General features: G+C 57.9%; 19 protein-coding genes. 10 read left to right on the top strand and 9 right to left on the bottom strand.

The window, feature by feature from the left end:
• Window position 1: 1 nt before the first annotated feature.
• Both L0664_RS04845 and L0664_RS04840 read right to left on the bottom strand, forming a co-directional pair.
• On the bottom strand, window positions 2-1,675 hold the full coding sequence (locus L0664_RS04845) for a bifunctional protein tyrosine phosphatase family protein/NAD(P)/FAD-dependent oxidoreductase (RefSeq protein WP_235224487.1): 1,674 nt from the start codon (window positions 1,673-1,675) through the stop codon (window positions 2-4).
• 37 nt (window positions 1,676-1,712) lie between these two features.
• Window positions 1,713-2,597: an MBL fold metallo-hydrolase gene (locus tag L0664_RS04840; protein WP_235224486.1), complete on the bottom strand. Its 885-nt coding sequence runs from the start codon at window positions 2,595-2,597 to the stop codon at window positions 1,713-1,715.
• Between the two features lie 251 nt (window positions 2,598-2,848).
• Between L0664_RS04840 and L0664_RS04835 the strand changes: the two genes are divergently transcribed.
• Both L0664_RS04835 and L0664_RS04830 read left to right on the top strand, forming a co-directional pair.
• On the top strand, window positions 2,849-3,655 hold the full coding sequence (locus L0664_RS04835; RefSeq protein ID WP_235224485.1) for a phytanoyl-CoA dioxygenase family protein: 807 nt from the start codon (window positions 2,849-2,851) through the stop codon (window positions 3,653-3,655).
• Between the two features lie 161 nt (window positions 3,656-3,816).
• Window positions 3,817-6,084 (top strand): alpha/beta hydrolase, encoded by a 2,268-nt coding sequence (locus L0664_RS04830; RefSeq protein WP_235224484.1) that lies wholly within the window; start codon window positions 3,817-3,819, stop codon window positions 6,082-6,084.
• Window positions 6,085-6,087: 3 nt separating this feature from the next.
• Here the strand turns inward: L0664_RS04830 and L0664_RS04825 are convergent, their stop codons facing one another.
• Entirely contained in the window at window positions 6,088-7,194 is a 1,107-nt protein-coding gene (locus tag L0664_RS04825; protein WP_235224483.1) for a Gfo/Idh/MocA family protein, read from the bottom strand.
• Complete coding sequence (locus L0664_RS04820) at window positions 7,195-7,905, bottom strand: GntR family transcriptional regulator (protein ID WP_235224482.1); 711 nt, start codon at window positions 7,903-7,905, stop codon at window positions 7,195-7,197.
• A 102-nt stretch (window positions 7,906-8,007) separates the two neighbouring features.
• Between L0664_RS04820 and L0664_RS04815 the strand changes: the two genes are divergently transcribed.
• The 6 genes from L0664_RS04815 to L0664_RS04790 all read left to right on the top strand — a co-directional run bounded on the left by L0664_RS04815 (window position 8,008) and on the right by L0664_RS04790 (window position 13,993).
• Entirely contained in the window at window positions 8,008-9,162 is a 1,155-nt protein-coding gene (locus tag L0664_RS04815) for an LLM class flavin-dependent oxidoreductase (RefSeq protein WP_235224481.1), read from the top strand.
• Window positions 9,162-10,046: an aldo/keto reductase gene (locus tag L0664_RS04810; protein WP_235224480.1), complete on the top strand. Its 885-nt coding sequence runs from the start codon at window positions 9,162-9,164 to the stop codon at window positions 10,044-10,046. Before L0664_RS04815 ends, L0664_RS04810 begins: the two co-directional genes overlap by 1 nt.
• Window positions 10,046-10,531: a flavin reductase family protein gene (locus tag L0664_RS04805; RefSeq protein WP_235224479.1), complete on the top strand. Its 486-nt coding sequence runs from the start codon at window positions 10,046-10,048 to the stop codon at window positions 10,529-10,531. The genes L0664_RS04810 and L0664_RS04805 overlap by 1 nt, the downstream gene beginning before the upstream one ends.
• A gap of 69 nt (window positions 10,532-10,600) precedes the next feature.
• A complete protein-coding gene (locus L0664_RS04800) occupies window positions 10,601-11,356 on the top strand; it encodes a TRAP transporter small permease (RefSeq protein ID WP_235224478.1) in 756 nt (251 codons plus the stop codon).
• Complete coding sequence (locus L0664_RS04795; protein ID WP_235224477.1) at window positions 11,356-12,903, top strand: TRAP transporter large permease; 1,548 nt, start codon at window positions 11,356-11,358, stop codon at window positions 12,901-12,903. The genes L0664_RS04800 and L0664_RS04795 overlap by 1 nt, the downstream gene beginning before the upstream one ends.
• Window positions 12,904-12,958: 55 nt before the next feature.
• On the top strand, window positions 12,959-13,993 hold the full coding sequence (locus L0664_RS04790) for a TRAP transporter substrate-binding protein (protein WP_418888018.1): 1,035 nt from the start codon (window positions 12,959-12,961) through the stop codon (window positions 13,991-13,993).
• Window positions 13,994-14,077: 84 nt separating this feature from the next.
• Here the strand turns inward: L0664_RS04790 and L0664_RS04785 are convergent, their stop codons facing one another.
• On the bottom strand, window positions 14,078-14,428 hold the full coding sequence (locus tag L0664_RS04785; RefSeq protein ID WP_235224476.1) for a hypothetical protein: 351 nt from the start codon (window positions 14,426-14,428) through the stop codon (window positions 14,078-14,080).
• A 120-nt stretch (window positions 14,429-14,548) separates the two neighbouring features.
• Between L0664_RS04785 and L0664_RS04780 the strand changes: the two genes are divergently transcribed.
• Window positions 14,549-15,619: a fatty acid desaturase family protein gene (locus L0664_RS04780; RefSeq protein ID WP_235224475.1), complete on the top strand. Its 1,071-nt coding sequence runs from the start codon at window positions 14,549-14,551 to the stop codon at window positions 15,617-15,619.
• A 6-nt stretch (window positions 15,620-15,625) separates the two neighbouring features.
• Here the strand turns inward: L0664_RS04780 and L0664_RS04775 are convergent, their stop codons facing one another.
• Window positions 15,626-16,105 (bottom strand): tetratricopeptide repeat protein, encoded by a 480-nt coding sequence (locus tag L0664_RS04775; protein WP_235224474.1) that lies wholly within the window; start codon window positions 16,103-16,105, stop codon window positions 15,626-15,628.
• A 54-nt stretch (window positions 16,106-16,159) separates the two neighbouring features.
• Between L0664_RS04775 and L0664_RS04770 the strand changes: the two genes are divergently transcribed.
• Window positions 16,160-17,416, top strand: a complete 1,257-nt coding sequence (locus L0664_RS04770; RefSeq protein WP_235224900.1) for a cytochrome-c peroxidase — start codon at window positions 16,160-16,162, stop codon at window positions 17,414-17,416.
• Here the strand turns inward: L0664_RS04770 and L0664_RS04765 are convergent.
• The 3 genes from L0664_RS04765 to L0664_RS04755 are packed head-to-tail and all read right to left on the bottom strand — an operon-like array spanning window position 17,413 to window position 20,552.
• Complete coding sequence (locus tag L0664_RS04765; RefSeq protein WP_235224473.1) at window positions 17,413-18,381, bottom strand: nitroreductase family protein; 969 nt, start codon at window positions 18,379-18,381, stop codon at window positions 17,413-17,415. The genes L0664_RS04770 and L0664_RS04765 overlap by 4 nt on opposite strands.
• On the bottom strand, window positions 18,378-19,574 hold the full coding sequence (locus tag L0664_RS04760) for a hypothetical protein (protein WP_235224472.1): 1,197 nt from the start codon (window positions 19,572-19,574) through the stop codon (window positions 18,378-18,380). The genes L0664_RS04765 and L0664_RS04760 overlap by 4 nt, the downstream gene beginning before the upstream one ends.
• A 21-nt stretch (window positions 19,575-19,595) precedes the next feature.
• On the bottom strand, window positions 19,596-20,552 hold the full coding sequence (locus L0664_RS04755) for a hypothetical protein (RefSeq protein WP_235224471.1): 957 nt from the start codon (window positions 20,550-20,552) through the stop codon (window positions 19,596-19,598).
• Window positions 20,553-20,555 lie beyond the last annotated feature (3 nt).

The raw sequence follows: 20,555 nt of genomic DNA, 5'->3' as shown, positions 1-20,555 counted from the left end.
ATCAACGCGCTGTCAGTTTCTCGGGTTCTGCCAGCCATTCACGGCCTTTCAGCATCGCCTTCCAATACACGGGCGGCAGGATCTTTTCCTTCAGCAACCAGGCCAGACGGCTGGGCTTGGTCCCGTCAATCAACCAGTTCGGAAAACTGGGCTGCAATGTCCCGCCATACCCAAACTCGGCCAGCACGATCTTGCCGCGCTCCACCGTCAGCGGGCAAGACCCATAGCCGTCATATTGCGATACCGGCGCGCGGCCATTGATATCCGCGACGATATTATCGGCCACGACGGGCGCTTGCTTGCGCGCAGCCGCTGCCGTTTTCGCGTTCGGGGCGTTCATCACGTCACCCAACGACCAGATGTTTTCAAACGTCTTGTGGCGCAACGTCGCCTGATCCACATCGACCCACCCCGCCGCATCCGCAAGCGGGGACACCGCGATGAAATCCGGCGCGCATTGCGGCGGCGTGACGTGGATCATATCGAAATCGACCTGGACCCGTTCAACCGGCGCGTCCGGCTTGGCCACATCAAACCAGGCCTTTTTGCCCGGTCCATCAATCGCCACAAGATTGTTGAAAAAGTTCAACCCGATCTGGTACTTATCGACATAGCTTTGCAGCGCGGGCACATAGTCCTTTACGCCAAAAAGAACACCACCGGCATTATGAAACCCGATGTCGATATCGTTGATCACGCCCTGTCGCGTCCAATGATCCGCCGACAGATAGATCGCCTTTTGCGGCGCGCCGGCGCATTTAATGGGCATGGGCGGCTGCGTAAAAATCGCCCGGCCAGATTTCATCCCCGATACCAGTTCCCAAGTATAAGGGGCCAGATCGTAGCGATAATTCGACGTCACGCCATTGCGGCCCAGTGTTTCAACCAGCCCTTCAACGCCAACCCAATCGAGCTTGAGGCCGGGACACACCACCAACCTTTTGTATTTGACCACGCGGCACCCATCAAGGATCAGCGCGTCTTTCTCGGGCTCACATGCAGCCACGGCGGCCTTTAGCCAATGAACACCTTTGGGGATCAGTGATCCCATGGTCCGCACCGTGTCCTCGGCCTCGAATATCCCGCCGCCAACCATGGTCCAGCCGGGCTGGTAGTAATGCGCATCCGCCGGATCAATCACCGCGATCTTAAGGTCGGGTTTGCGCGCCTTCAGGCTGGCCGCGACGGCAATGCCGGATGCCCCTGCCCCAACGATCACCACCTCATAAGAAGCATCGGCCTGCCCCACCGGTGTTGTGCCGCCGTTCGCGATCCGCCGCACGACGCCGTTCATGTCGTACCCCGCGGCCTTGGTTGCGCTCAGGATATCGGCCAGTGGCATGTTCGTGGCCTGCGCCAAGGACCACAGCGTGGCAGATCGTGTTCCAGTGCGACAATAAGCAAGGACAGGTTTTCGCAGCGCATCCAATTCAGCGGCAAAATTGTAGACATCCGCATCAAGAACCATCCCGCCAGAAACCGGAATATACCGCATATCCAATCCCAGCATGCCAGCGGTTCGGGCCAGTTCTTCGAACGTCGGTTGATCCGCGCCTTCGCCGTCAGGACGGTTGCATATGATGGATTGAATGCCTTGCGCCTTAACAGCCGCCAAATCCGCTTCCGAGATTTGCGGCGCAACAAAGAACTGGCCCGAGATTTTGCGAATATCCATGTCCCTCTTTCCTGAATACGGTTTGGAATGATGCGTCTCAGATCGCGTTGACCGGCACCTTGAGCATCGGCGTGCCATCCTTGGTTTTGGGCATATCGCCCGCGCGCATGTTGACCTGCAAAGATGGCAAAATCAGCTTGGGCACATCAAGCGTCGCATCCCGCGCCGTTCGAAACTTGATGAACTCTTCGCGGCTTTTGCCATGTCCGACATGGATGTTTTCGGCCTTTTCTTCGGCCACAGTGGTTTCCCACATGATATCCCGCCCATCGGGGGCATAGTCGTGGCACATGAACAGCCGCATATCGTCGGGCAGCGCCAGCACCTTCTGGATTGAATCGTAAAGCTGGCCCGCATCCCCGCCCGGAAAATCCGCACGCGCTGATCCGCCATCGGGCATAAAAAGTGTATCCCCCACAAAGGCGGCATCGCCAATGACATGCACCATGCACGCAGGCGTATGCCCCGGCGTGTGCATCGCAAAGGCCGTCATAGTGCCGATTTCATAGGTGTCGCCGTCTTTGAACAATCTGTCGAACTGCGACCCGTCCCGTTGGAACTCGGTCCCTTCGTTAAAGACCTTGCCAAAGGTGTCCTGCACCACCGTGATCTGATCGCCAATGCCGATCTTGCCGCCAAGTTTGCTCTGAATATACGGGGCCGCTGACAGGTGGTCTGCATGCACATGTGTCTCAATCAACCATTCAAGGTTGAGCGTGTACTTTTCGATATAGGCGATGATCTCGTCCGCGTGCTCGTAGGTGATGCGTCCGGCGGCATAATTGATGTCCATAACGGAATCGATCACCGCACAAGACGTCGAACCGGGGTCCATCACGACATAGCTGATCGTGTTTGTTTGCGGATCAAAGAAGGATTCGATTTCTGGGTGAACATGCATATTGACTGGATACGTGGCCATTGGAGTCTCCTTTCTCGGCTTGGGTTTGAATCTAGCGCAGCGGTGTGCGGACTTCTGTGACATGATCACACTGCCCCGGAGCGACGGTTCACCCGTTGAGAAAAATCAAAAGCGCGCGAATTCGCGCCACACCGTCCCGCCACTGTCGGCCAGTCCCTTAACGCAATAACGTTCGCGCGGCGCGGCGTCTTCGGGCTGCCATACTGCGCACCGCTCTTGACGCACTCGGGCAAGCGCGCCACCCTCTCTTGATGATACATCCCCTGATTTCCCAAGATCACATCGACACCTACCAGCGCGACGGCGTTGTGTTGATCAAAGGTCTGTTCGCCGATCACGTCGACACCTTGCGCGCGGGCGTTGCTGCCAACATGGCCGGCCCCGGTCCCTACGCCGCCGAAAACCTGAAAACCGGCGAAAAAGGGCGCTTTTTCGATGATTATTGTAACTGGTCGCGCATTCCAGAATTCGAAACCGTCATCCGGCAAAGCGACGCCGCCGCCGTCGCCGCCGACCTGATGCAAAGCCAAACGGTCCAGCTGTTTCACGATCATGTCCTCGTCAAAGAACCGGGCACCTCCAAACCGACACCGTGGCACACCGACGGGCCCTATTATTTCGTGCAAGGCCAGCAAACCGTGTCGTTCTGGTCCCCGCTTGATGCGGTGACAGACGCGTCCCTGCGCTGTGTTGCAGGTTCACACAAATGGCCCAAACCCGTGCTGCCCACCCGCTGGCTGTCTGAAACCGCGTTCTATGCCGATGATGACACCTATATGCCCGTACCCGATCCTGACGCAGAGGCCATGGACATCCGCGAATTCACGATGGATCCGGGCGATGCTGTTGCATTCAACTACCACATCCTGCACGGCGCGCGCGGCAATGAAACAGCGTCCCGCCGCCGCGCATTTTCGCTGCGCCTTTTGGGTGATGATGCGCGCTACACCACGCGACCCGGCCCCACATCCCCACCCTTTCCGGGCCACGACATGGTGCAAGGCCAACGCCTGCGCGAAGACTGGTTTCCCATTCTGATCGGCGCAAACGCAATCTAGGGCTGCATCTTCGCCATCACACTCCCGTTTTATGACTTTGGGATTTGTCATACCTTTGCTACCGTTCAACCATTTAGTTCGAAAGGTATTATTTTATGCGATCTTCATTTCTCTTTACGGTCACCCTCTGCGCGTCCCCGCTTGCGGCCCAGGACATTTCAATGGGCGTTGATCTACAATCACTGGACAGCCAGTTCGATGCGATTGATTATCTGACATCCGGCCAGACCATCCCAAATCAAAACGGGTTCCCGGCCGCGACGTATGATTTTGGTTTGCGTCCGTCCCCCGCCACCGAAACTGTTGGCACTGCGCTGCAATTTGACAGTACGGGCCAGGACTGGACCATCGCCGTCCAAGACTCCTTGGCAGAAAATCCCACCGAATTCCTTCAGGAACTATCTCCCCAAGGTGTACAAGCTTTCGTTGCTTTGTCGGGGCAACCGCAGCCGCAAACCCGCGCCCTTTTGGGCGCCAACCGCATTACCTTCGAGATTGACCAACCGACAAATTCTTATCAAGTCCTTGTGGACGGGACCCTAACCACAAGCATCGATCTGCAAGACGCGTCGCTGAATTCCCTCCTTGCGCAGGCCGCGCCTGAAAATCACCTCAGCATTCTGGGCCAAAGGTTCGCGACTTCGCCCGAAGACTCCGATCTTACACTGGCCGCCTTCGAAAACTGGACGGGTGACCCCACGCAACAGGCCCTGATTGATTTTTTCACCCCGCAAGTCAGCGAAAACAACTTTCAATTCGCTTCTGATTTTCTCATGTCCGACCTACGCGGTTCCCCCTTCGAAGATGTTGATTTCTCTGCTCAGGACGTCATCGCGAGCTGGCAAAACACCGCCCTTACCTCTGAACGCGCCCTGTTCGAAGGGCAGTTGTACCTGAAAGACGACCAACTCGAACAGGCGATCTTTTCGCTCAACCGCAGCCTTGCGCTGAACGGCCAAAATATCGATGCGTTGCTGCCCTTGTCTATGGCAAGCCACCTCGCGCCGACCGCTGCGGGCGCACTGGACACAACAACAGTGGCCGCAGAACTTACTCGCCAAATCGCAATCGAAAATCCTGCCGCCGTTGAATTCGTGATCCAGAACCATGACACCAATCCGGTTCCTGTTTCAGCCGAGGTGACGTTGATCGCCGCCGCCCAAGCCCCGTTACTGTCGGATGATCCAGACATTGCACAGACTGCACGCAGTGTGGAAATCAACACCTGCGTTGAACAGGCCACGCGCGGCAACAACCTGTGTGCTTTCTTTGACATCGGTTTTATCACCAACCGTGTCCGCCTGCCCGCATCGCCCAAAGTGCCGCTGAATTACGGTATCAACATCGGGCCTCTCCAGATTGGTCTTTTGCGAAATCCGGTCAATATCGCCGTCAATCTTGACCTTGAAACCCAAACCTCAGGCAATGCCGTGAAATGCGCGGCGACGTTCGGGTTTTTCAACATCACCTGCCCCCGTCAGGACAGCCGTATTTTAGCTGACGAAACCGACCCCAAAGACTGGGACGCCACCCTGTTAGATCCCCTCACCGATCTGGCCGCCGGGCTTGATGAGGGCTACGCCCATTTTACCGACTTCCAGCCCGATCAAGACCCGAACACACCGCGCAGCGCCGTGATCTTTATCCATGGCTTCAACACTGATTTCGCATCTGCCGTGGATTCTGTCAGCCGCCTGATGCTGACCGCCCGCTACCCGTCTGATCCCTATCTTCTCAGCTGGCCGTCAAAGGGGCGCACATTTGTCAGAATGCCCGAATGGGGACCAAAGCGGAAACAAGCCATAGTCGCCTACGAGGCCGACCGCGATACCGTCACCGCCAGCTGCGCAGAAATGCATCGCGGAATCCAAGCGGTCATCGACAGATACGGCGCAGGCCAAGTCGACCTTGTCGTTCATTCCATGGGCAATCAGCTGTTGTGGGAAATGGTGATGGGGTGCGGCGATGCGGGCCTGTCGTGGGCCACTGACGCGGGCGAAAAACCCTTCAGAACCATCGTCACCGCCGCTGCGGATTTGTCCCTGACCCAATTTCAAGACAGCGCCGTGACCTATACCAGACTGGCCAACAACGTCGTCGTTTACGCCAGCCCCAATGATTTCGTCCTCGATGCTTCTGAATCAATTTTCAATCGCATCTGGGGCGATGAAACAGACCGCGCCCGCACCCGTCTTGGCAGCTATTCCAAAGACCACATCTTTGATCTGCCCATTCAGGTCATCAACACCAACCTGGTTGATGGCACCCAACCGCGATCATCGCGCAATCACGCGTATCACATCCATTCCCCCGTGGTGCGCCGCGACATCGCGATGATCCTGAACGGGCACGTCAACGATGTGGCTGAACGCTGTATTCTGACCACGCCGACGGCCAATCACTACCTGATATCACCAAGCTGTCTGTGACGGCTAAAGCGTCACGGCCTGTCCGGTCGTGGCGCTTTGTTGTGCGGCCATTCCCATGGCGACGGCTTTCGCCCCGTCGCTTACCGTGACTTCGACACCACCCTGCCCGCGCACGACGGCGTTGAACCGTTGGTGTTGATAAAACGTCGATCCGTTGTGGTCGCCCGCATCCAACAGGGCCGGATCAACCGGAATATCCATTGAAATCGGCCCCTGCGGCGCGCGCGGGCTGATGATAAGTTGTGGCACAGGTGCAGGCCCGAGTTTCGCAGGCCAGAACCGCCCCGGACCCGGCACCAAACATTCGATTTTGCCCTTGGGGCCAACGGCGCTGATTTCTTCTTGGTAGCGGCTGCCTTCGGCAAACATGCACAATTCCAGCATCGCGCGGCTGCCGTTTTCAAAATCGACAATCACGTACCCGTTGTCCCAGATATCAGGCACGCGGCCCTCGTATTCCTCATCCTTGTGGTTCAACGTCTGGCCCGCCGACGCCATAACGCGCACAGGTTCGGATTTCAGGATCACCCGCATCAGATCAAAGAAATGGCAGCACTTTTCCACCAACGTCCCGCCCGTGTTGGCGTTAAAGCGGTTCCAATCGCCAATCTTGGGCAAAAACGGAAAGCGGTGTTCGCGGATGGACAGCATCGAAATCCCGCCCGTGGCCTGTTCGGCCTGTTCGATCAGCGCTGCAACGGGTGGCATATATCGATACTCCATCGCGACCCAAACCGGATGCGCGTAGCCCTTGAACAAACTGTCCAACGCGCCCGCGTCCGCAGGGTCGGTATAAAGCGGTTTTTCGCATAAGATCGGCAAGGGCCGCTTTGCCACAATCTCGTGCAATTGCTCGGTGTGCAGATGGTTGGGGCTGACGATCACGACAGCATCCAGCGCCTCAAACGCCAACAAATCATCCAGACTGTCCGCCACAACCGCAGGTGCGGCCGCCCCGCCGTGCCCCGCCAGTTCCGCGCAGGCCTGCGCCAGTTCAGCCACCGGATCAAACACCACGCTGACCCGCCCTTGGGGCAACAAATTGATATTGGCGATATGTTCGCGCGCCATCATTCCACAGCCGATAATGCCGTAATTCACCATTTCCATTCAGCTTTTCCCTAAGCGTGACACGTAATTTATCTGGTTCGGATCAAACCAGGTTTTCGAAAATTCAACAGTTTCGCCCGTATGCGTGCGCCCCGTGCGTTCGATATATCCGGCCATTTCACCCGCCTGAAGACCAAACCGTTCATCCGTCCACGCAGGTGCCGGGGCAACATTGATGCGGTCCTCGGCAGCGGTAATCACGACCCCAAGAACTTCGGAATAATAAAGATACAGCGATTCAGACACCGCCCTATCATCCACCGCATCGGCCACGGCCCCGTCCAGCCAGATTTCTTCCATCGCAGCGGGCACACGGTCCATGAAACGCAGGCGGCGAAACCGGAACCCGTTGGGGCTTTGAAATCCAGCGGCGCGCGGCGCGGCCATATGATCAATCGACAACACCTCAGCCGTGGGCAGACCGCCGCCTTGGCGCCGTTCAATGCGCAAAAAGCTGTAGACAGACGCAACATCCGTCTGCGCACGCACGTAATTTCCCGACCCCTGCACGCGCTCCAACAGTTGCTTTTCCACCAGCAAATCCAATGACTTGCGCAACGTACCAACAGCCGTGCCCAGCGTTTCCGCCATCTCGCGTTCGGGCGGCAGGCGCGCGCCATCTGCCAAACGGCCTGACGCAATATCGCGGATCAGCATTTCCGCGATCTGCACATATTTGGGCAACGCTGTGGGTCGTTGACGATCTGACATTCCCACACCTCCCCGATATGCGAATAAAATTGATACAGGATTGATGCACTGCTTTCGAGGTGCTACGCAAGGGGGGAATAGAATTCTCTGGGGAGGAGAATCATGACCATCGTGCCCGTGACCAGCGCCGACCTTGACGCATCAGAAGTCAGCTGGTTTTCCGCGCTGTGTTCGGATGATTACGCCTACCTCGGCGTGCCCGATGGCGTGCTGCGATCAAGCTGGGAACACTGCCGCGACATCGTGCTTGAGGCCGAAAAACAAGGCTTTCGCAACGTGTTGGCCCCCTCAAGCTACCAAGTCGGGCAAGACACATTGTCCTTTGTTGCGGGCATGGCGCCACTGACCGAAAAGATAAACATGCTCGCCGCGATCCGCTGCGGTGAAATGCAGCCCATCATGCTGGCCCGCACCATCGCCACACTGGATCACATGATGAAAGGCCGCCTGACGCTGAACGTCATTTCATCCGATTTCCCCGGCGAAGTGGCTGAATCCGGCTTTCGCTACCAGCGTTCGCGCGAAGTGGTCGAAATCCTTAAACAGGCGTGGACCCAGGACGAAATCAACTATGACGGCGAAGTCTACCAATTCGCAAACGTCCCCACCGCACCCGCAACGCCGTATCAAACCGGCGGACCCCTGCTGTATTTCGGCGGCTATTCCCCTGCCGCGCTTGATCTGTGCGGCCAGCATTGCGACGTCTATCTGATGTGGCCCGAACCCGAAGACCAGCTGAAACAGCGCATGCGCGACGTGAACGCCGTGGCCGAAAAATACAATCGCACACTGGATTACGGCCTGCGCGTCCACATGATCGTGCGCGACACCGAAGCAGAGGCACGCGAATACGCCGATCATCTCGTCTCCAAACTTGACGATGAATACGGCAAGCTGATCCGCGATCGGGCCCACGATTCCATCTCACTGGGTGTATCGCACCAAGCAAAGGCACGCGAACTGGCCGATAAATTCGGCTACGTTGAACCCAATCTTTGGACAGGCGTTGGCCGCGCACGTTCAGGCTGCGGCGCGGCATTGGTCGGATCCGCCGATCAAGTCCTGTCAAAAATAGAAAATTACCGGAAAATGGGCATCCGCTCTTTCATCTTTTCGGGCTATCCACACATCGACGAAGCAAAATACTTCGGCAAACTCGTCATGCCGGACTTGAAAACCTGCTCGTTGCCCCATGCTTATGGGCGTGTCCCCGCTGACACCCCTGCAACCCCTCTCGGAAACGGACCCCGCATTTAATGGAACGCATATCCCTTACCCCTGATCTGTCCTTGTCGCGCATCGTCTATGGCATGTGGCGCCTTGGTGATGTCGATGACACATCCCCCAAAACCGTCCAGGCAAAGATCGAGGCCTGCCTTGAACAAGGCATTACCACCATGGATCAGGCCGACATCTACGGCGGTTACATGGCCGAAGAAATCATGGGCGCAGGCCTGACCCAATCGATCAAAGACCAGATCGAAGTCGTGACAAAATGCGATATCCTTGTTCCTGCGGGTCGTTATGAAGGCGTTCCCGGAAAATACTACGACACGAGTCGTAAACATATCCTTGCCTCCGTCGATCATTCCTTGCGTCTGATGGGGATCGACAAAATCGACGTCCTGCTGATCCACCGCCCCGACCCGTTGATGGATCACCACGAAACCGGTGCAGCGCTCGACGAAGTTGTGGCATCGGGCAAAGTGCGCGCCGTTGGTGTGTCCAACTTCAAACTGCATGACTGGAACCTGCTGCAATCGGGCATGAAAAACAAGCTCGTCACCAACCAGATCGAAGTGTCCCTGTCCGCGCACGACGCCATGACAAACGGCGATCTGGCCTATCTGCAAGAACGCGCCATTGCCCCGATGGCGTGGTCGCCCTTGGGGGGCGGTGAATTGATGACGGCAAACACCCCGCTGACAGCTGTGATGGACGACGTGGCAAACGCCAATTCCGTCGATCGCGCCGCCGTTGCCGTGGCATGGCTGCTGGCGCACCCGGCCAAAGTCATGCCCGTTATGGGAACCAATAATATCAACCGTATCAAAGGGTTCTCGGACGCTCTTAAGGTGGATATGCCCCGCACCACGTGGTTCAAACTCTATGAGGCCGCCCTTGGTCATGAGGTCGCATAGTGAACGCGTTTGACCCCATCAGCGATCCGCGCGCCTTTCGCGATGCTTTGGGCGCCTATGCGACAGGCGTGACAGTGGTGACAGTGCCATCGGCGGATGGCCCCATCGGGATCACCGCCAACAGCTTCGCATCCGTCTCGCTAGACCCGCCCCTTGTGCTCTGGTCGCCCGCGAAATCATCCAAGCGTTTCAACTACTTCTCGGGCGCTCCTCACTTCGCGATCCATATTCTGGACGCCCATCAGGCCGATATCTGCAACGGTTTTGTCAAAGGCAAATCCGCGTTTGACGGACTTGATTGGGTTACGGGGGACCACGGCGTACCCCACATCCGCGGCTGCCTTGCGCGGTTCGAATGCACCTTGGACGCAGAACATGACGCAGGCGATCACACAATCATCGTGGGCCGCGTCACTGGCGCATCCGTGCGCGACGGCCTTCCTTTGATGTTTCAAGCCGGAAGGTTTGTATCGCTCAAGGGATAACTTTAACAACAGGGCGCAAGACCCTGATAACACGCCAAAACTGGCGAAAAATGATAGGGAGGGCAAGCCGTGGGAGGACGTCTTGCAATCGGATTGGTGGCGATATCTTACGCCGCGATCCTGTTCATCGGGGCCTTTGAGGACCGCCGAGAAGCCATTGCCGACGCCATAGGCCTTGGGGATATGGCGCTTGTCGCTGTCCTCGCCGCTGTGCTGTGGCTGTTGTGCATTCTGCGCCCTGTCCCGGCGGCGCAGGCCCATGCCTCCATCAACGAAACCCTGCATGTGGCGGGCAAATGGATCGCCATTTTCGCGCTGATTTTCATGGTCTGCTTTATCCTGTTGCAGGTGTTCATGCGCTACGCCCTCAACGACGCCCCAAACTGGACGGAAGAGGCCGCGCGCTTCGGGATGCTGTGGATGACAGGCCTTATGGCCCCCATCGCCTATCGCCACGGCGGGTTTGTCGCCATCGACATGCTGGAACGCGCACTATCCGAACGCCTTGCCGCGATCCTATCGCTCGCGCTGCTTTTCATGTCCTTTGCGGTGCTTTTGGTCATGTGGGACAAAGGCCTCAACAACCACGTCGACAGCCTGTCAGGGCGCGGCTGCTCATCCACCCTGCGCTGGCCCTTCGGCATCGAAATCGGCAAATGCCGCGCAAAATTCTCAAATTATTACCAATACATGGCGCTTTGGGTCGGGATTAACCTGCTGATCCTCGTGGCCGTCGAACTCATCCTGCGCCAAGGCCTCAAATTGGTCGGCCGCGACGCAGGATTGCCCGAACTTGGCGATGAAGACGTAGGGAGCGCATCATAATGCTTATCTGGTTCCTCCCGCTTTTCCTGCTGATCCTGATGATCGGCACCCCCGTGGTCTTTGCACTCCTGTTCGCGCCCGGTTTCATGACCTGGGTCACGGGCAACGAAAAGGACCTCGCGATCCTGTACCGCAATGTCTACACAGGCATCGACAGCTTCCCGCTTATGGCGCTGCCGTTCTTTATGCTGGCCGGCGAAGTCATGAACCGCGGCGGCATCACAACCCGCCTCGTGGAATTTTCGCAAGCCTTCATGGGCCACCTACGCGGCGGTCTGGCACAGGTAAACATCCTGTCCTCTATCCTGTTCGCAGGCCTGTCAGGCTCTGCTGTGGCGGACACATCGGCCCTTGGGTCCACCCTGATCCCTGCGATGGAAAAGAACGGATACACCCGTAAATTCGCCGCCGCGATCACTGCCGCGTCCTCGGTCATCGGCCCGATTATCCCGCCCTCCGGCATCATGATCATCTACGCCTATGTCATGGGCGAAAGCGTCGCCGCACTGTTCCTTGCGGGCATTGTGCCGGGTATTCTTGTCGGCGTGGGCCTGATGGTTATGGTGCGCCTGATGGCGGATCGCTACGATCTGCCAAAGGCCGAACGCATCGTCACCAAGAACCAGACGATCAAACCGATTGAATTCTCGCTGTCCTTCATCCTTGCGCGCATCAATCTGATGGGCCTGCTGTGGGCCGTGTTCCGCCTCGGCTCGTCCTTCGCAGGTGTCGCAAAGCCCGAAGGCGTCATGCTCATCGCCACGCTTGCCATCCTGCTGGTCCTTGCCCATGTTTTGCTAATGGGCCTGCGATCCCGCGTGTCGTCAGACTTCCGCATCGTGTGCAAAAAGGGCGTTGTGCCCCTGCAAACGCCGATCATCATCTTGGGCGGTATCCTTGTGGGCATCATGACCCCGACCGAAGCGTCCACGATCGCGGTCGCCTACGCCCTGCTGGTCAGCGTCTTTGTCCTCAAATCCCTCACATGGGCGGACTTTTTCGATGTTCTTCAACGCTCTGCGCTCGCCTCGGCTGCGGTCCTGCTTCTTGTTGGCGCGGCTGTCGCGTTCAAAACCATCGTCGCCACATCCGGTGCGGCCACCACCATGGCCGACGGCATCCTCGGGCTGTCCGACAACCCGCTGATCCTGCTGTTCCTGATCAACATCTTGTTGTTCATCGTCGGCATGTTCCTGGACGCGGGCCCCGCGATCATCATCCTTGGCCCGATCTTGGGCCCGATCTTTACAGATATCGGCGTGCACCCCGTGCATTTCGCCATCATCATGTCGGTGAACCTGACCGTGGGCCTTGCCACGCCGCCCATGGGGCTGGTGCTGTTCGTCGCCTCAACGGTCAGTCGCGAAAAGGTCGAAACCATCGCCAAAGCAATTTTGCCGTTCCTTGCTGTCGAAGTCGTCGTGATTTTCCTGATCACCTTCTTCCCGCAAATTTCTATGACGGTTCCTTATCTCGCGGACTTCCTCGGATGCCCGCCGGACATCGGTTACATGGCTTGCATTAGCCCTGGACCACCCTCAAACTAACATCATCAATCTGGGAGGATTATTTGAAATGATGAAGTGTCTCGCAACGGCTGGCATGATCGCCGCCTACACAATGGCCGCCGCGCCCGTATACGCCGATGGCCATTCCATCACATTGCGCGCGACAGCCAACTCAAACGAAAACGACGAAGACTATGACGGTCTGATCGTGTTCAAGAACTACGTCGAAGCGGCCTCAAACGGCGCGATCAACGTGGAATTGTTCATCGGCACGCAGCTGTGTTCCACGGGTGCGGAATGCCTTGAGGGCGTGTCTGAGGGTTCGATTGACATCTACATCTCCACCTCCGGCGGTGCTGCTGGCATCTTCCCCTACGTTCAGGTCCTCGATCTGCCGTATCTGATGGCCGATGACCGCGTCGCAGAGGCCGTGCTTCAGGGCGATTTCGTCCGTGAAATGCGCGACATGGCGCTGGAAACATCCGACGACACGATCCGTCTGATGACCATCGGCAACACAGGTGGCTGGCGCAACTTCGCCAACACAGTGCGCCCGGTTCAGACCCCTGCCGACATGGAAGGCCTGAAAATCCGTACTGTTGTGGCTGACCTGCCCCAAGAACTCGTGCGCGCACTGGGCGCATCCCCGACGCCAATCCCATGGCCTGAGCTGTTCACATCGTTCCAGACGGGCGTTGTTGAGGGTTCCAAAAACGGAATCACCGACATCATGGGCATGAAGTTCCCCGATGCGGGCCTTCAGTACGTCACACTTGACGGTCACGCCTACATGGGTGCGCTGTGGTGGATGAACAACGAACAGTTCCTCGGCCTTGACGAAGCAAACCGTCGCGTTGTGATGGATGGTTTCTACGCATTGCAGCAGGCGACATTCGCCTCGCCAAAGCGTAACTCAATCCAGGCCTACGCTGACTTCGTGGCAGGTGGCGGCAACCTCTATGTCCCATCCCCTGAAGAAAAGGCGATGTTCGCAGAGGCCGCAGCCCCGGTTCAGGACTGGTTCCGCGCCAACGTAGACGGTGGTGATCAGATCCTCGACGCGCTGATTGCAGCCGTTGGCGATGTTGAGGCAGACCTTGCCGCAGCATACGACGCTGACTTGAACTAAACGGCGCGCTTTTGAACGCCTATTCAGGGCCGCCCCACATCGGGGCGGCCCTTTTTGTATCTATCAACCGCGTCTTTGCGACAATCATCCAAAGATCGATTGCGCCTCTTGATACCCGCTGTTTGCACTCAACGCTGTCAGGATATCGGACGCTTCTCCGCTGTCGTCCTCGGACTCCAGCACATCAAACAGACTTTGCAACAACGCCGCCGGATCAGCCCCACCAGATTGCCCACCCTGCGGACCACCTTGCCCGCTGGCCTGTGCGCCCTCTGGCGGTGGTGGTGGCGGTGGCGGACGCCCCCCTTCAACACCTTGGGCGCTGTCTGTTTGGCCGCCCGCTTGCGCCCCGTCTTGGGGTGGCGGAGGCGGCGGACGCCCTGCGCCCATTTGTTGCAAGGTAGACCCCTGCTGCGTGGAAATACTGTTCATCATGGTATGTGACCTCTACGTTAGGTCCCTGCGGGCTAGCAGCCATCAATTACCCGTTTGTTAATCCACACCCCAAAATTACAGACAGATTGACCGATCCAGCCTGCACAGCTACCGTTTTTCATGGGCAAGAATTACGACCTCACCGGACCAACGGGCCGCGCTGCACTGGCAAATGGCACAGCCAACCCCGCATGGTTTCGCCCAGACGTTGACCCTAAAGACATCCGCGTCCTGATGCAGAAATCCGACGCGATTGCCCTGCGCGACACGGTTCTTTGGCTTGGCCTGATGATCGTCTTTGCGATCACCGCTACTCTGCTTTGGCCAACGTGGTGGTCGGTGCCGTTCTGGCTGGCTTACGGGGTTCTCTACGGCTCTGGCGCGGATTCGCGCTGGCATGAATGTGGCCACAAGACCGCGTTCAAAACGGCGTGGATGAACACAATCGTCTATCACATCGCCTGCTTTATGATGATGCGCAATCCGGCGGTGTTTCGCGCCAGCCACGTGCGCCACCACACCGACACCATCATCGTCGGGCGCGATCCTGAAATCGTCGCCATGCGCCCGCCTGATCTGATCAACCTTGCCCTGCGCGCCGTCGGGGTGGTCGATGTTTACGACGCCTTCAAAGGCATGGTCCGCCATGCCCGTGGCCGTATCAGCGGCGAAGAAGAAATGTATGTCGCCCCAACCGATCACCCGCGCATCTTTCGCACCGCGCGCATTTGGCTGGCGATCTATGCGGCGACACTCATCGTGGCGATCTGGACCGCGTCCATCATCCCGCTTTTGCTGATCGGACTGCCGCGCATGTACGGCGCGTGGCATCATGTGATGACGGGCGTTCTGCAACACCTCGGCCTTGCTGAAAATGTGTCAGATCACCGCCTGAACACCCGTTCGGTCATGATGAACAGGCTGAACCGCTTTATCTATCTGAACATGAACTACCACCTCGAACATCACATGTTCACGATGGTGCCCTATTATAACCTGCCCAAACTGCACGCGCTGATCAAACACGACCTGCCCGCACCGGACCCGTCAATCATCAGTGCATACAAACGGCTGCTGCCCGTGCTGATCAAACAGCTCAACTACGAAGACGCGGTGATCCTGCGCGATCTGCCCGACGGCGCCACCCCCTACCGCGCAGAGGCAGATAAGCTGCGCCGCCACGCGATCTGACGACATTTACCGGAACGGATACATCCACACGCGGTAATCATCCACCAACACCTGCGCGCGGGCGCGTTCGTCTGCCGTCATACGCGGCGTGAGCTCCTCAAGACTGTCGGGCGCATCCACATCCCCGCCAATCGCGCTCAGCGCATACCAAAGATAGGCGCGCACCAGATCAGGCGTCGGCATGCCGCGCCCGATTTCGTAATACCACCCGATCCCCGATTGCGCACCGGGGTGTCCTTTCATCGATGCACGCAGATACCATTCGAACGCGCGCTCATCGTCGCGTTCAACCCCAAGGCCAAGCGCATACATCACCCCGATCAATTCTTCGGCGTCCGCATTGCCCGACCGCGCCAAAACCTCAAACATCTCGCGCGCGGCGACAAATTCGCCCGCTTCCATCAGATCGCGGGCATCTTCCAGATCAGCGGCAAAAACAGGGCTTGCCACCGCCAGAAACGCCGCCAAAGTAAGGGCGTGACCCATACCAGACCCATATCGAAACCATACCAGACCCATATCGCAGTTTTCCTGTGTTTCATGGGGGTCAGCGCAGCTGTGGCGGACCCGATTACGATGGATGATTTCGTGGATGCCGACCCCGCGCAAGCCCGTATTGGCCAGTTGTTGTTCTATGATAAAATTCTGTCCGGAAATCGCAATATTTCGTGCGGCACATGTCATCACCACGACCTTGCGGGCGGGGATGGTCTGTCGCTTGGGATCGGTGAAGGCGGGCGCGGTGTTGGCCCGGAACGCATCGCGGTGGATATCCGCAAACGCATCCCACGAAACGCGCCAAGCCTTTGGAACATAGGGCATAATTCTGTCGATGTGCTGTTTCATGATGGCCGTCTTGAGGTGTCCGACCAGTTCGGAAACGGGTTCGATTCCCCCGCCGAAGAATGGCTGCCATCGGGTCTCGACAACATCGTCGCGGCGCAGGCGTTGTTCCCGCTGACAGCCCAATTTGAAATGGCAGGCAACCCCGGTGAAAACGACATTGCGGGCGCCACACACGACCGCATCGACGCCGCATGGCCCATCGTTTCTGCCCGCGTTCGCGCGATTCCAGATTACGCGAACTTGTTCATTCAAGCCTTTGATACTGTTGACGAACCTTTGGACATCACCATCGTTGAAATTGGCAATGCGCTGGGGGCTTTTATCAATTCCGAATGGCGCAGCTTCGATTCTCCTTACGACGCATGGCTCATCGGAACCCCGCTTCCGGCGGCCGCCGAACGGGGCCGCGCGTTGTTTTTTGGCGAAGCCCGCTGCGCGTCATGTCATTCCGGCCCCTTGTTCACCGACCAAGGGTTTCACGCCATCGGTCTTCCGGGTTTTGGCCCCGGCCGCACACGCACCTTCGACAAGCTCCCTCGCGATGTTGGGCGCATGGGCGAAACTGATTTACTATCAGATGCTTACAGGTTCCGTACGCCATCGCTACGCAACGTCGCCCTGACCGCGCCCTATGGTCACAACGGGGCCTATCCGACGCTCGGGGCGATCATTGCGCACCATTCAGACCCAGCGGCGGCCCGTGCAGGATGGATACCAGACATGGCCCAATTGCCCGAAGTGCCATGGCTGGCATCCGTGGATTTCGCAATCCGGCAGGATAGCCGTGAAATGGCGCGCCAAGACGCAGCTCTCGACATCAATCCCGTCGCACTTAGCGTCAGCGAAATATCTGATATCACAGCGTTTCTTCATGCTCTGACAGGTCAGACCGCAGACGTTCGCCCGCTGGGTCGCCCCACCACAGTGCCCAGCGGATTGCCGGTAGATTAACCAACAACCTCGCTCAGCGGGCGGCGCGCCCTTGGCGGTGCCACACCCGTTGGCTTACCAAACCGCACGGCCTGAACAAGACGTCGATCGGATGGAATCCCGAAGGTTTCATGAATTTCGGCGCGGGTCGTGGGGTAATCCGACAAAGCCGCCATTGGCCAACCAGCCAAACCAAGGGACGCAGCCTCAAGGCACATCCGAAGATAGGCCCTGCCGGATTCAACCGGATTTTCATGAATATCTCTATGGAACAACGCGATAACAGGCGCACTTAACGTCAAATCCAATTGCGATGTCATGCTGTTTGTGCGCCCGAACCAATTCAAGACAGGCCAGAATTTCAGCATCGAAGGGCGCACGCCACGCGCCTGCCCCTTGGTCATTCGCAGCGCCCGACGGTCCATCCCATCAAGCCCCGCACGCGGATGCCTGTCCGACAATCGCATCCAGCTGACCAATTCGCGGCGAAATTCATTGTCCTGCATGATCTCATGGCTGGCCCAATCGTTGCGCTGCGCCAACCACAGACGGCTTGCATGATCCATCACCAACCGCGCGTCAGGGCGGGTCCAACCGAACAGCTCAACCGGGTCATCCGCAAACGCACCCCGCCACGTAAACCGGTGTTCTAGCTGGTGATGAAGCCCGTCTTGCGCACCTGCCGATACGGTCAGATGCGCGACAGCCACGAGGCCCTGCATCGGTGCTGTGTCGTTTCCTGTCAGCGTGACGGCCGCCTCAAAACCCTTCGCGGACAGCGCCAGCACCATCCCCTCAAGAACCGCACCGCAAGACAACGCAGACGCGGCACCGGTTGGATCGCACACAGGCAGGCAAATGTTCGTGTCACAAAACAGCGATAGCACCTGACCGTCGCGCACCCAACGGGCGGGTTGGATATTGTGAACCGTGGGCGCCAGCCCTGCCCGCACAACGCATTCTGCGAATATTTCCTGATTTATCATCGGCTTGCCCGTGACATGAGGCGTGCCATGCGTTGCACAGCGGCCAGTTCAAGTTCAGCTCGCGGCGACGTTGCCAGCGCAGGCATGGACAGCGCCACAAGGGTCAACGGCGCGTCATCCGCCAGCAAGATATGGCTGGCGTCAAACAACCCGAACAGGTGGGAAATGTGGTCCCCCTCTGTGCCGTCTTTGAAGGGCGGATCGGCGCGGCGCAGCACGGGACGGACCTCAAATATGCGGCGCAGAACGGCGGCATCCAGATCGGCCAATTGCGGCGCTTCGATCAGGGCCGCGCCTTCCACCAAGGGGTGTGATTGCAGCCCGCGCAAAAACCCCAAGGCGTCGCGTGATCGATCCTGTGCAAGATGGCGCAGCAGAGTTTGGGACTGTTCTTCTGATCGTAATGTCTGGGCTTCGATGAACAGCACCGCAACCAACAACGCGGCGAGGATCACAGCCAACGTCAGGATCGTTGCGTCGCGTCCCATATCGGTCATCTGTGCGATGACAACGCCCGACAATCCAGCACCAAGGACAATTGCAAGAAAAGACACGACCGGCGCGCGATGCTGTGCCTGCGAACGGCCCAAGGACACTGCCAGCCAGCACAAAAACAACACCCCCAAAGGTGAGATTTGTGCCGGAAGCCTCAGATATAACATCAAAAAATCTGCTGCGGCCAAGGGGATCAACAAGATCAGTGACAGTGCAAGACGTTCGGCTGTCTGGCTTTCGGCGGTGGTCAGGCAGGTTCTGTCACGCATCAAGACAAGCCACCCGCCAATCAACAAACCGCTTGTTTGAAATGCCAAAAGCCCCACCAAGCGGATCGGATCAATACTGTCGGACCACCAAAACGACAAAACAGCGAAAAACACCGTCCCCGCCGCGACATAGGTTTTCGCCCAACGTGGCGCATGGCGGCGCAGCAATCCTTCGGCCAACAACAGCACAGATATCGGGATAAGAGCAGCACCTAACAAAACAAAAAGCCGGAAGAACTCCACGCCCGTTAGGATCAACAGCGCGCGCCCCGCAAACAGTATTGCCATCACCCGCAAGCCAAGCAAAAACCGCCGGTTCAGCGGCCCCCACGGATCGCGCGCGGTGATAACGCTTTGCAAGATCAACAGCCCCGCGAGAGCTGCCAGCGCAAGGAACAGATTGCCCGTGTCGGACGCCGCGAGGGTCATTTTGTTGCCCACCCGATCACATCACACATCATCCGCATCCTTTGCAGGGCGCAGAATGGAAAACTGTCGTTTGGTATCAAACCAATGGAAAACAGGCAGGATCAAATGGCGCAGCCCCACAAACAGGCTTGTCGTGAGAACACCAAGGACCGCGGACGCAGGCACATCGCGGGTGAGGTAGTGACGCAGCGCCGCGAGGTCCATACGGCCAAGTTGCAGGACGTCATCGCCACGCTCATAGTCGAGTTCCTTCGCGCAGAATGTATTGAACACTGCATCGCGGTGTTTGTGGGCGCTGTCCCATGTTTTTTTCAGATCATCCGACCCGCCTGTATAGGCGTTGGTGATGACAAAACGCGCCTCATCAAAAGTGGCGTCCTGGCCAACGCCGAACACGTGGCGGTGATTGTCCATGATACGGCGCGCCAACAAGACATGGGCCAGCGTGCGCCTGTCTGCATCGGGTTTGGGCCAGACGTCAGAAAACATATTGGAGACCATGCCCACAACTGCGGGCACCTGCGTGACGCTGGACACCCAGATCGGGCGAAACTGATTGCGCACGAACAGCAAAAAACAGGTCAGGCCATACAAAACCCAGGACAGCCCGCCGGATTGCTGATCCGGGTCAATCATCACAAGGCCAAGGTGCAACACTGGCGTTGGGTCAGGCACAGTGTCCAAGGTCATGATTGCCAGCGCATTAAAGGCAATCGGTGTGCCATCGCGCAGGGTGACCAATGTTATGATAGTGTCCGACAAATGCGCGCGATCGCCTGAAAACACGCCGTACGTCAGCCCGCCGTCCGGTAGGGTTCGGGCGGCTATGGTGCGAAGATCGCGGCTAAGTGCCGCGAGGTCTGCGTCGCTCATCCAACGGCCGGGATGTTCGACAATGCGCACCATCCGGTCACGCTCGTTGCGCAGACGCACATCCATATAGTCGCGGCGAAGCGAGTGTAAAATGGGTCTGATCATGAT

This window comes from Octadecabacter dasysiphoniae (assembly GCF_021532615.1).
In the GTDB taxonomy this organism is placed as follows: Bacteria; Pseudomonadota; Alphaproteobacteria; order Rhodobacterales; family Rhodobacteraceae; genus Octadecabacter; species Octadecabacter dasysiphoniae.
The sequence above is the reverse complement of the archived record's forward strand: the minus strand, read 5'-3'. Positions and strand labels throughout refer to the sequence as shown.